Origin of the sequence: Streptomyces sp. NPDC059567, assembly GCF_042735655.1 — a bacterium.
GTDB lineage: Bacteria > Actinomycetota > Actinomycetes > Streptomycetales > Streptomycetaceae > Streptomyces.
Genome location: NZ_JBHWBS010000035.1, coordinates 14403 through 26655, shown reverse-complemented (window position 1 = coordinate 26655; position 12253 = coordinate 14403). Strand labels below are relative to the sequence as shown.

9 protein-coding genes and 1 pseudogene (1 of these 10 running past the window's edge) are annotated in these 12253 nt (G+C 73.3%); 6 read left to right on the top strand and 4 right to left on the bottom strand.

Features of this window, described 5'->3' with window-relative positions; genetic code table 11:
- Positions 1-191: 191 nt before the first annotated feature.
- From ACFVZW_RS17815 to ACFVZW_RS17805, 3 genes are all read right to left on the bottom strand, one after another.
- Complete coding sequence (locus tag ACFVZW_RS17815; RefSeq protein WP_384522227.1) at positions 192-1343, bottom strand: ABC transporter substrate-binding protein; 1152 nt, start codon at positions 1341-1343, stop codon at positions 192-194.
- Positions 1344-1515: 172 nt separating this feature from the next.
- Complete coding sequence (locus ACFVZW_RS17810; protein WP_384522225.1) at positions 1516-2985, bottom strand: ankyrin repeat domain-containing protein; 1470 nt, start codon at positions 2983-2985, stop codon at positions 1516-1518.
- A 73-nt stretch (positions 2986-3058) separates the two neighbouring features.
- The gene (locus tag ACFVZW_RS17805; RefSeq protein ID WP_384522223.1) at positions 3059-3934 is read right to left on the bottom strand and encodes a hypothetical protein; all 876 of its coding nucleotides are present in this window, start codon (positions 3932-3934) and stop codon (positions 3059-3061) included.
- Between the two features lie 143 nt (positions 3935-4077).
- Here ACFVZW_RS17805 and ACFVZW_RS17800 point away from each other — a divergent pair, with 143 nt between their 5' ends.
- A complete protein-coding gene (locus ACFVZW_RS17800) occupies positions 4078-4875 on the top strand; it encodes a S1 family peptidase (RefSeq protein WP_384522221.1) in 798 nt (265 codons plus the stop codon).
- 93 nt (positions 4876-4968) lie between these two features.
- Here the strand turns inward: ACFVZW_RS17800 and ACFVZW_RS17795 are convergent, their stop codons facing one another.
- Positions 4969-6711 carry a beta-galactosidase family protein gene (locus ACFVZW_RS17795; protein WP_384522219.1) on the bottom strand — a complete coding sequence of 581 codons (1743 nt, stop codon included), beginning with the start codon at positions 6709-6711 and terminating at the stop codon, positions 4969-4971.
- A gap of 84 nt (positions 6712-6795) precedes the next feature.
- Here ACFVZW_RS17795 and ACFVZW_RS17790 point away from each other — a divergent pair, with 84 nt between their 5' ends.
- The 5 genes and pseudogenes from ACFVZW_RS17790 to ACFVZW_RS17770 form a co-directional block, all read left to right on the top strand.
- Positions 6796-7683 (top strand): AraC family transcriptional regulator, encoded by an 888-nt coding sequence (locus ACFVZW_RS17790; protein ID WP_384522217.1) that lies wholly within the window; start codon positions 6796-6798, stop codon positions 7681-7683.
- Positions 7684-7694: 11 nt separating this feature from the next.
- Positions 7695-8000: a chorismate mutase gene (locus ACFVZW_RS17785; protein ID WP_384522215.1), complete on the top strand. Its 306-nt coding sequence runs from the start codon at positions 7695-7697 to the stop codon at positions 7998-8000.
- 16 nt (positions 8001-8016) lie between these two features.
- Positions 8017-9006, top strand: a complete 990-nt coding sequence (locus ACFVZW_RS17780; RefSeq protein WP_384522213.1) for an asparaginase — start codon at positions 8017-8019, stop codon at positions 9004-9006.
- 262 nt (positions 9007-9268) lie between these two features.
- Positions 9269-11764: an aminopeptidase N gene (pepN, locus tag ACFVZW_RS17775; protein WP_384522211.1), complete on the top strand. Its 2496-nt coding sequence runs from the start codon at positions 9269-9271 to the stop codon at positions 11762-11764.
- Positions 11765-11954: 190 nt separating this feature from the next.
- Positions 11955-12253, top strand: a pseudogene (locus tag ACFVZW_RS17770) (pyridoxal phosphate-dependent decarboxylase family protein) (its annotated part continues 1273 nt past the right edge of the window); the annotation flags it as partial.

The window sequence follows — 12253 nt, the reverse complement described above, 5'->3', positions numbered from 1 at the left end:
GAGCCGGGGGCGTCGATGTCCCAGGCGGAGGCGTCCCCGGGGTCCCGCCGGCCCGCCCCCGGCCGCGGGCGCGCCCGAAAACCACCCCTGGCGCCCGCCACCTACCCCGGGCCCCCGCGGGGCCCCCCCGCGCGCCCGGCGCGCGGGCGGCCCCGGACGGGGCGGTGGAGGAGTGCGAGGTCATCGACGGGTCACCCGGAGACGGCTGCGGCCCAGCCCTGCGACAGGGTCTCCTTGGCCTTGGACGTCTGCTGCTCGGTGGGGAACTTCGGGGTGCCGGCGACCTTCGGCAGCGCCGCGGCGGCCGCACTGTCGATCGTGCCGTCGGCCTCCATGGCCGGCATCAGCACGGGCCGGGCGTAGCCCTTCAGCCAGAGGTTCTGGCCCTCGGCGCTGTAGAGGTACTCCTGCCACAGGCGGGCGGCCGCCGGGTGCGGGGCGTCCTTGTTGATCGCCTGCGAGTAGAACTGGGCGTAGACGCCGTCGGTGGGGACGGCGACCTTCCAGTCGATGTCCTTGGCGGCGAACTGCTCGGCGTAACCGGCGTTCAGGTAGTCCCAGTCGATGGAGATGGGCGTCTCGCCCTTCTCGACCGTGGCAGGGGTCGACTCGACCGGGTTGTAGTTGCCGTTCTTCTTCAGCTTGCCGAAGAAGTCGATGCCCGGCTGGATGTCGTCGAACGAACCGCCGTTGGCCAGTGCCGCCGCGTACACGCCGCCGAAGGCCGAGCCCGACTTGGTGGGGTTGCCGTTGAGGGCGACCTGGCCCTTGTACTCGGGCTTGAGCAGATCGGCGAAGGTCTGCGGGCAGACCTTGACCCGCTTGGCGTCGCAGCCGATGGAGACGTAGCCGCCGTAGTCGTTGAACCAGCGGCCCTGCGCGTCGCGCTGCGTCCCGGGGATCTTGTCGAAGGCGGCGACCTTGTACGGCGCGGTCAGCCCCTGCTCGCCGGCTGCCTGGGCGAAGGAGGCGCCGAGGTCGAGCACATCGGGCGCGCGGTCCTGGCCCTTGCGGGACTTGACCGCGTTGATCTCGTCCTGGCTGGAGCCGTCGGGGTTCTCGACGTTCACCTTGATGCCGTACTTCGCGGTGAAGCCGTCGATGATGGCGCCGTAGTTGGCCCAGTCGCGGGGGATGGCGATCGCGTTGAGCGTGCCCTCCTTCTTCGCGGCGGCGACCAGGGCGTCCATGCCACCGGCGTCGGTGGCGGAGGTCGCGGTGGCGAGGCTCTTCCCGTCGGCGCCCGCGGCGTCCTTCGTCGGGGCGGCGCCGCAGGCGGTGAGGGTGAGGGCGGTGAGGCCGAGGGCGCCGACGAGGGCGGCGGCGCGGGCAGCGGAGGTCACGCGTACTCCATGGGGGAAGGGGAGCGAGGCCAAGATGTATGAACAACTGTTGTCCATACAACTCCTGCATTACGGGGGGCCGCGGTGTCCCGTCGGTGAACGCGGGGAGAAGCCCGCCCTGCCATTCCCCGGCGGATCGGGGTGTTCGGCCCGCCCGCCCCTGCTGCCGTGATCAGCGGCAGCGTGGGCTCGTCCACTCCAGGCGGGTCCTGACCCTGGGGTCCTCGATGTACTCGACGGCGGCGAGGGCGGTGTCGCGGGCGGTCCCTCCCGGGCTCCCTTCCGACAGGATCCGGACCAACGCCTCGACGGCGCGCGGATCCTGTCGGATCGCCAGCCCGCGCGCCGCCTCCGCCACGACGTCCGGATCGTCGTCCTCCAGCCGGGCCGCGAGCGCCTCCCGCAGTACGGGCGTGTCCTCGGGCACCTCCGCGAGCGCGAGGGTCGCCCAGTCCCGCACCCCGTGGTCGTGATCGCGGCTCAGGGCGACCAGCCGCTCCACCGCCGCCGCGTCCCCGGCGGATACGGGCCCGGTGAGCGCGCACCCGAGGGCCCGCCGCACCTCGATGTCGGGGTGCGAGGCGAACGCCGTCATCTCGGGCACCGCCACCGGGTCCCCGTACTGCCCGAGCGCGACGACCACGGAGAGCGCGGGCTCCCTGGCCGCATCCCTCGCCGTCTCCGCGGCCAGGTGGCGCAGCACCGGCATCGCCCGCGCCGTGAAGCCGTCGAGGCCGCCCAGGACGCGCGCGCCCAGGGCCCGCCGCAGGGGCTCCTCACTCGCGCACCAGGCGACGGCCGCCGCGAAGGTGTCCTCGTCGCCGCGGTCGGCCAGGGCGCGGACCGTCTCGGTCCAGTCGTCGAGGTCCGGGTCCCCGCACCGCAGCGCCCGCCCGGCGAGCTCCTCGTAGGGCGTGCGGATCCCCAGCGCGCGCTCCAGGAGCGTGGCGATCGCCGCGTGGCCGGTCTGCTGCTCGTTGCCGCTGCCCGGGGCGCCGTTCGGACGCAGCAGGTCCACGACGACGGTCACCCCGCCGTCCTCGTGCAGGCGGCGCACCACGGTCTCGCCGGTCCCGTCGCCTCCGCTCGTTTCGAGCAGCCCGCGCCGCAACTCCTCCGCGATGTCGACACCGATCCAGCGCCGCGCCTCCCGCAAGGCGTCCTCGACGGGCCCGGCACCGCGCTCCAGCAGGGCCCGTACGCTCTCGGTCGAACCGCGCCGCGCCGCCGCGACCAGCGGCGGAAGCCCGTCGGGGCCCGGCCGGCCAGGGTCGGCGCCGTGCTCCAGGAGGATCCGCGCCGTCTCCACGTGCCCGAGCCGCACGGCCCAGTCCAGGGCGGTGAATCCGAACGCCTCCGCCTGGTCCGCCCGCGCCCCGCCGGCCAGCAGGGCCCGCACCACCTCGGCGTGTCCGCCGCAGGCCGCCCCGCACAGCGGCAGGTCCCCCGCCTCCTCGCCGCTGCCCCGCGCGGGATCGGCGCCCGCCGCCAGCAGAAGCCGTACGATCCCGGCCTCGTTCGCCACGGCCGCCCGGTACAGCGGGGTCTCGCCCTCGTCGTCGGCCTCGGGAGACATTCCGGCCCGGAGGGCGCGCACGACGGCGTCGTCCCCCTCGTGAATCGCGTCGAAGAGCGTGCTCATCCGTCGACCTTCACCCGCCGGACACGGATGGCGCAAACGATTAGGCGTGTCCGATGGGTCACGGCCGGGGCCTTCACGTCGCGCACTCCAGGACCGAACCGCACACCCCGCACCTCGCCTTGACCCTGCGGCCCGTCGGGACCCGCAGGCGCTGCCGGCACACCGGGCACGGGAAGGCGACCCGGGCCGAGGCTCCCGTCCCCTCGAAGGCGTACGGAGCGTCCGCGGGCGCCCGGCCGTAGCGGCGGTCCTTCGCATAGCGGTGGCGCGCCGCCCATCCCGCCGCCGCCAGCGGGGGCCGGCGGTCGTCCCGCGCCGCCTCCTCCCGTCCCCGGTTCCACGCCTCGTACGCGCGCGGGCTGGTGAACCACGGCGACGGGTCCTCCCCGAACACCTCCGCCCGCTTCGCCAGGACGTACCCGAACTCCTCCGGCGTCAGGTACCCCAGCTTCTGGCTGGACACCCCGTCCTCCCGGAACGCGTCCAGGAGCAGCCATCCGGCCCCCAGATACGTAGTCACCACATCCGTGAGGATCTCGTTCTTCCGGGTGTCGGGGAACCCGAGGTCGAGGCGGTGCAGGAGTACATGGGTGATCTCGTGGGCCAGTGCGGCTCCCACGTCCCTGCGGTGCTGCCGGAAGCGGTCGTTCAGCTCGACGAAGTACTCGGGTCCCGCGGCCAGTTCCACGCTCGCCGCATGCGGCATCTCGCGGAAGCTCACGATCATCCGTGCCTCGGGCAGCTCCAGGTGGTGGACCAGGGCCCTTGCCACCCGCTGCGCCCCGAGGTGGAGGTCCTCCTCGTCGCCGAAGGCCACGTCGGCCGCGGGCACGCTCGTCGCGTACCGCCGGACCCCGTCCGCGGACAGCCTGCGGTACAGCGTGGTGATCGAGGCCCGGACCGCGTCGAGGTGCGGGAACCCATGGACGACTTCGTTGCCGTTCGGCACATCGCACCCCCTTTCCCTTCACTGTACGGGCGCGACGCGGCACCGTCCGCTGGCCGAAAACGTGTCCTTGTGGCCCCGGCGAGCCCTTGTCCATAATCCGGACCAAGCCTTGACGGGCACATGCCATCAAGGCTCAACCCCCCATGAAAGGCAGACACTTGAAGAAGAACAGGTTCGTCCGCGCCCTTCAGAGAATCGCCGCGGTCGGCGCCGTCGTACTCGCCGCCGTCAGCCTCCAGCCCTCCACCTCCTCCGCCGCGCCCGCCCCGGTCGTCGGCGGAACCCGTGCCGCCCAGGGAGAGTTCCCCTGGATGGTCCGGCTCTCCATGGGCTGTGGCGGCTCGCTGATCACCCCGCAGGTCGTCCTCACCGCGGCCCACTGTGTGAGCGGCTCCGGCAACAACACCAGCATCACCGCCACCGCCGGAGTCGTGGACCTCCAGAGCAGCAGCGCCATCAAGGTCCGGTCCACCAAGGTCCTCCAGGCCCCCGGCTACAACGGCAAGGGCAAGGACTGGGCGCTGATCAAGCTCGCCACCCCGATCACCTCGCTGCCCACCCTGAAGATCGCCGAGACCACCGCGTACAACAGCGGCACCTTCACGGTGGCCGGCTGGGGCGCCGCCCGTGAGGGCGGGGGCCAGCAGCGCTACCTGCTGAAGGCGACCGTCCCGTTCGTCTCGGACGCGTCCTGCAAGGCGTCCTACGGCAGCGACCTCGTCCCCGCCGAGGAGATCTGCGCCGGCTTCGCCCAGGGCGGTGTCGACACCTGCCAGGGTGACTCCGGCGGCCCGATGTTCCGCCGCGACAACGCCGGTGCCTGGATCCAGGTCGGCATCGTCAGCTGGGGCCAGGGCTGCGCCCGCCCGAACTACCCCGGCGTGTACACCGAGGTCTCGACCTTCGCCGCCCAGATCAAGTCCGCGGCCGCGAGCCTCTAGCGCGACCCTGAGCGAGTACGGGTGCGGAGCCGCCGCCCCGTGAACCCGAGCGTGTACGGGGACGGTGCCACCGCCCCCGTACACGCTCGTCCCTCATGCGAGCCGGACGCTCCCCGCCCCGCCCTCCAGTTCGAGCACCCACACCTCGTTGGTGCCCTCCCGCAGCACCGGGCCCGGCACGAACAGCGACTCCTGCGGACCCGCGGACCAGTACCGGCCCAGGCAGAAGCCGTTCACCCAGACGAAGCCGCGCGTGCCGCCGGGCAGCGACAGCGCCGCGTCACCCGGCCCGGCCACGTCCACCACCGCCCGGTGGAGCCCCGGCCCGGCCTCCCCGGCCACCGGCCGGAACGGCACCTTCGCCACCGCCCCCGCCTCGAACGCGTCGAGACGCAGCCCCCGGGCCCGTACGCCGTGGACGTACTGCCGCTCGTGCCGGACCCCGCCCGTGATCCCCTTCGGCTCCGCCTGCCGCGGCCCGTAGTTGACCCGGCCCAGCGACTCCACCCACAGCTCCACCACCGCGGGCCCCGCCACCGGCTCCGCGAGGACCGCGTCCTCCGAGGCCAGCACCCCGGCCCGCACCCCGTCCACGTACACCACCGCGCGGTCCCGCAGCCCGGTCACGGAGAGCGGGTACGGCTGACGCGGCCCGGGGATCTCCAGCCGGTAGCGCACCAGACCCCGGTCCACGCCCAGCTCCTCGAAGGTCGGCGGCAGCGGCGTCCGCGTCTCCTCGTCGCCGAGCGCCTCCAGGACCTCCGCGAGCGGCGCCCACTCCGCCGAGGCCGCCTCCGCCGGTGCCGCGATGCGGCGCGGCGGCTCCGGCACCTCCGGCAGCGGGCCGTCCGAGAACTCCGCCAGCACCTCGCGGAAGAGCCAGAACTTCTCCGTCGGCAACCCCGCCTCGTCGATCGGAGCGTCGTAGTCGTACGAGGTCACCGTCGGCCGCAGTTCGCCCTCGTGCAGCTCACCGGCCCGGTTCGCCCCCGCCCAGCCGGCGAAGTTCGTGCCGCCGTGCGCCATGTAGACGTTCACCGACGCCCCGCACTCCAGGATCTCCCGCAGCGTCGCCGCCGCGTCCGCCGCGTCCCGTACGGAGTGCTCCGTGCCCCAGTGGTCGAACCAGCCGCACCAGAACTCCATGCACATCAGCGGCCCCGACGGCTGGTGCCGCCGCAGCGCCGCGAACGCCTCCCGGGCCTCCGAGCCGAAGTTCGCCGTCGCCAGGTTCCCGGGCACCGAACCACCCGTCAGCATGTGGTCCTCGGGCCCGTCCGACGTGAACAGCGGCACCTCCACCCCGCAGTCCGCCAACAGGTCCGCGACCTTGCGCAGATACCCCTGGTCGGAGCCGTAACTCCCGTACTCGTTCTCCACCTGGACCATGATCACCGGGCCGCCGCGGTCGATCTGCCGCTCCACGACCTGCGGCAGCAGCGTCCGGAACCACCGCTCCACATGGGCCAGGAACTCCGCGTCGTCCGTCCGCACCCGCCGCCCCAGGCTCCCCGTCAGCCAGTGCGGCAGCCCGCCGTTCTCCCACTCGGCGCAGATGTACGGCCCCGGCCGCACGATCGCCCACATCCCGGCCGCCGCCACCGCGTCCAGGAAGCGCCCCAGCGCGGCCACGTCCCCGTAGCGGCCGGGCTCCGACTCGTACAGATTCCACGGAACGTACGTCTCCACAGAATTGAGACCCATCGCACGGAGCATCCCCAGACGATGGCCCCACTGGTCCTCGTGCACCCGGAAGTAGTGCAATGCCCCCGACAGCAGCCGCACCGGCCGCCCGTCCAGAAGAAAGTCCTCGTCACCCACAGCGAACGTGCTCATGGCCTCACCCTCACCCTCTGGCGGCGGACGGGTCCATGGACAAAGATCGTCGCTGTTTGGACGGAAGAAAGGCAGGCACGGCGGATGTACCACACCTGGATGCGCTACTTCACACCCAGCCCGATCCACCACCGCCTCGGGCTCGTCTGCCTCGGCGTCGGACTCCAGCACGGCGCCCTGCCCACCGTCGGCCCCCGCACGCTCGACCACCACGTGGCCGTCGTCGTCAGCGCCGGCAGCGGCTGGTACCGGGGCCCGGACGGCCGGCGGACCACCATCACCGCGCCCGCCCTGATCTGGCTCACCCCCGGCGTACCGCACCACTACGCCGCCGACCCGGAGACCGGCTGGGACGAGTCCTTCGTCGACTTCGGCGGCCCGGCCACCACCACCTACACCGAGCTCGGCTACATCGAGCCGGACCGGCCCGTCGTCCCCCTCTCCGACGCCGCCGGGCCGCGCGCCGCCATCGGCCGCATCGCACGGGCGGCCCGCCGCGGAAACCCCCTCCTGGAGGTCGAGACCGGAGCAGCCGTCCACGAGCTCCTCGTCGCCCTGCGCCGCGCCCGCGCCGACACCAACGCCGACGGCGACCCCGTCCTCACCGCCCTCGCCCGCGACGCCTTCCAGCCGCTGTCCGTCGCCGAACACGCCGCCCGGCACGGCATGACCCCCGCCGAGCTGCGCACCGCCGTACGGCGCACCGCCGGCTGCAGCCCCAAGGACTATCTGCTCTCCATACGGCTCGGACGCGCCAAGGAACTCCTCGCCGCCACCGAACTGCCCGTCGCCGCCGTCGCCCGCCGCGTCGGCTACGACGACCCGGCGTACTTCTCCCGGCTCTTCACCCGAAGGGTCGGCACCGCCCCCATCCGATTCCGGGAACAGCAGGGGCGCACCGTCCCGGGCGGCTGGAGCAACCAGATCCCGGATCCCGAACACCCTCCGACGATCGCCACCCGATCCGTCTAAGCTCGCTGCTCATGAGTGAGATCGACGAGTCCGTCACGGCGGAACTGACCCGGCTGCGCGACAGCATCGACAACATCGACGCGGCGGTCGTCCACATGCTCGCCGAGCGCTTCAAATGCACGCAGCAGGTGGGCGTCCTCAAGGCGAAGCACCAGCTGCCGCCCGCCGACCCGGCCCGCGAGGCCAGCCAGATCGCCCGGCTGCGCGAACTGGCCGAGAGCGCGAAACTGGACCCGGCGTTCGCGGAGAAGCTGCTGAACTTCATCATCGCGGAGGTCATCCGCCACCACGAGACGATCGCGGACGGAGCGCGCTGATGAACGGAGCGGGCCGGTGAGCCGCGTCACGGTCTTCACCCTCGGCGGGACGATCTCCGCGCGCGGCGGCGACGCCTCGCGCATGACCGGCGCGGAGGTCCTTGCCGGACTCGGCGCCGCCGACGTCGAGGTGGAGCTCCGCGACGTCCGCCGGCTGCCCAGCTCCTCCCTCTCCTTCGAGGACCTCGTCGCGCTCGCGCACGAGGTACGGGAGGCCGTCGCGGCCGGCTCCGGCGTCGTCGTGGTCCAGGGCACCGACACCCTGGAGGAGACCGCCTTCCTCCTCGACCTGCTCTGCGTCACCGGCGAACCGATCGTGGTCACCGGCGCGATGCGCCGCCCCGACCTGCCCGGCGCCGACGGCCCGGCCAACCTGGCCGCCGCACTCGCCGTCGCCGCCGACCCCGGCTGCCGGAACCTCGGCGTCCTCGTCGTCCTCGCCGACGAGATCCACGCCGCCCGCCTCGTCCGCAAGACCCACACCACGTCCGTCGGCACGTTCGCCTCCCCGGGCGCCGGCCCGCTCGGCGCGGTCGTCGAGGGCGAGCCGCGCATCCTGCTGCGCCCCACCGGCACCAGTGCGATCCACCCCCTGAGCCTCGACCCTGCGGTACGGGTCGCCCTGATCACCCTCACCGTCGGCGACCGCGGAGAGCTCCTGGAGGCCGTCGACTCCCGCTTCGACGGCCTCGTCGTGGCCGCCTTCGGCGCCGGCCACGTCCCCACCTGGCTCGTCGAGCCCCTGGCCGAGCTCGCCGGCCGCATCCCCGTCGTCCTCGCCTCCCGCACGGGCGCCGGCGCCACCCTCTCCCGCACCTACCGCGGCCCCGGCTCCGAGTACGACCTCCTGCACCGCGGTCTCGTCCCCGCCGGCCCCCTCGACCCGGCCAAGGCCCGCCTCCTGCTGCACGCCCTGCTCTCCTCCGGAGCCAAGGGCCCCGCGGGCTACGACCGCCCCGGCATCACGGCGGCCTTCGCCCACATGAACGGCACCGGCCTCGCGTAGGGGTGTCCGGAGACTCGGCGGCCCGTCCGGAACCTCACCGGCCCCGCCGGGAGGCTCGTCGGTCCCGTCCGGATGCTCACCGGTCCCGCCGGGAGGCTCGTTGGTCCCGTCCGGAACCTCACTGGTCCCGCCGGGAGGCTCGTCGGTCCCGTCCGGACGCTCCCGCCCGTGTCCGCCGAGGCGTCCGCGGAACCCCGCGGTCCGCTGAGCTGTCAGCGGAACCCCCGTGCCCCGCCGCCACCCCATCGGGCAGCATGGGCCCATGTCCGTACTGACGCGCGACGAAGCGCAGACCCGTGCCCAGCTCCTCGACGTCCAGCACTACACGGTCGACCTCGACCTCACCACCGGCGACGAGACCTTCGAATCGACCACCCTCATCCGGTTCACCACCCGCACCGCCGGGGACACCTTCGTCGAGCTGAAGCCCGTCACCCTCCGCTCCGCCACGCTGGACGGGACCCCCCTCGACCCCGCCACGCTCGTCGAGAACCGGCTGCCGCTCGCCGGCCTCGCCGCCGGGGAGCACGAGCTGCGCATCGAGGCGCGGATGCGGTACTCCCGCACCGGCGAGGGAATGCACCGCTTCACGGACCCCACCGACGGCGAGTCGTACGTCTACACCCAGCTCTTCATGGAGGACGTCCAGCGCGTCTTCGCCGCCTTCGACCAGCCCGACCTCAAGGCCGTCTTCGACGTGAGCGTCAAGGCCCCCGAGGGCTGGACCGTCCTCGCCAACGGCATCACCGAGCAGCAGGCCGACGGCCGCTGGAAGGCCGCGACCACCCCGCTGCTCTCCACGTACTTCGTCTGCGTCGCCGCCGGCCCCTGGCACTCCGTCCGCACCGAACACGCCGGTCTGCCCTTCGGCATCCACTGCCGCCGCTCCCTCGCCCCTTACCTCGACGCCGACGCCGACGAGATCCTCGACATCACCAAGGCGTGCTTCGACCGCTTCCACGAGAAGTTCGAGGAGCCCTACCCCTTCGACTCCTACGACCAGGCCTTCGTCCCCGAGTTCAACGCCGGCGCCATGGAGAACCCCGGCCTCGTCACCTTCCGCGACGAGTTCGTCTACCGCTCCGCCGTCACCGTCACCGAGCGCCAGACCCGCGCCATGGTCATCTCCCACGAGATGGCCCACATGTGGTTCGGCGACCTGGTCACCCTGCGCTGGTGGGACGACATCTGGCTGAACGAGTCCTTCGCCGAGTACATGGGATACCAGACCGTCAACGAGGCATGCTCCGAGCGCTTCCCCGACACCTGGATCGACTTCGGCATCGAGCGCAAGGCCTGGGGCTACGACGCCGACCAGCGCCCCTCCACCCACCCCGTCGCCCCCGACCCGGACGCCGTCCCCGACACCGCCTCCGCGCTCCTCAACTTCGACGGCATCTCCTACGCCAAGGGCGCCTCCGCGCTGCGCCAGCTCGTCGCCTGGATGGGGGAGAAGGACTTCCTCACCGGCATCAACACCCACTTCAAGCGCCACAAGTTCGGCAACGCCACCCTCGCCGACTTCATCGACAACCTCGCCTCCGCCACCGACCGCGACGTCCACGGCTGGGCCGAGCAGTGGCTGCGCACCACCGGCGTCGACACCCTCACCCCCGAACTCGGCGGCGACGAGACCCGCACCACCCTCACCGTGCGCCGCGACGGCAGCCGCCCGCACCGCATCACCGTCGGCGTCTACGACCGCGACCTCGTCGACGCCAAGCGGCTCGTCCCGCGCGAACGCGTCGAGGTGGACGTCCCGCAGACCGCGCCCCTCGAACTCCCCGGCCCGCGCCCCGCGCTCGTCGTCCTCAACGACGGCGACCTCACCTACGCCAAGGTGCGCCTGGACGCGACCTCGCTGGAGACCGCCCTGCGCACCCTCTCCGGCATCCCCGAAGCCCTCACGCGCGCGCTCGTCTGGAACGGCCTGCGCGACATGGTCCGCGACGGTGAACTGGAGCCCTCCGCCTACCTGGAGACGGCCCTCGCCCACCTCCCCGAGGAGAGCGACCTCGCCATCGTGCAGGGCGTCCTCGCCTTCGCCCGCACCCAGATCGCCGACCGGTACATCTCCGCCGAGGAGCGCCCCGCCGCGCTGGCCCTGCTCAGCGGCCTCGCCCGCGACCTCATCCGCCGCACCGAGGACGGCGACAACCCCGGACTGCGCCTCACGGCCGTCCGTACGTTCATCAGCTCCGCGACCCAGCCCGACACCATCGCCGCCTGGCTCGCCGACGGAACCGTCCCCGGCGGCCCCGAGATCGACCCGGAGCTGCGCTGGCGCGTCCTCGCCCGGCTTTCGGTCCTCGGCGCGATCGACGAGGCCGCGATCGACACGGAGCTGGCCCGCGACCCCAGCGCCACCGGCCAGGAGGGCGCTGCCCGCTGTCGCGCCGCCCTGCCGGACCCGGAGACGAAGGCGGCCGCCTGGTCCCGCCTCTTCGACTCGGACGACCTGTCCAACTACCTCTTCACGGCGACGGCCCAGGGCTTCTGGCAGCCCGAACAGGCCGATCTCGTACGGGAGTACGTACCCCGCTTCTACCCGGCCGCCACCGCCCTCGGCGCCCGCCGCGGCCCCGCGATGGCCGAGGCGGCGGGCCGCTACGCCTTCCCGTCCTTCGCGATCGACGCGGAGTCCCTGGCCCTGGGCGACCACCACCTGACGGACGAAGCCCTGACCCCGGCCCTCCACCGCAAGCTCGTCGACCAACTCGACGACCTCCGCCGGGCATTGAAGGTCCGGGCTTCGTAGCCTGGCCGCGGGGCGGCCCCCGCTTCTCCCGGTGAGGAGCGGGGGAAGGCGGGCACACCCCACCCACCGGCCCGCACCCGACGCCCACCACGAGGGACGGGGCCTTGTCCAGGCCCTGTCCCTCGTTCGGGTTACATGATCCCGCCCAAGGGACAAACCCCCAGAACCCCCGACAGGCTCGTGCCCATGCGTGCCTCACCCCCACCCCTTGCCGGAGGCGAGACCGGCCCCGACGCCCTGCGCCCCCTCCTGGACACCGTCCTCGACGCCCTGCGCGAAGGCGCCCACGCACGCGGCGGGCCGATCCCGGCCGGCGGACCGGACGCGGTCACCGCCCGGGTGCGGGAGGCACTGGGGGAGGCCCTCCCCGAGGCCGGCACCGACCCCCCCCCCCCCCCCCCCCCCCCCCCCCCCCCCCCCCCCCGCGGCCCGCGCCCCCCCCCCCCCCCCCCCCCCGCCGGCCCCCCCCCACACCCCCCCCCCCCCGCC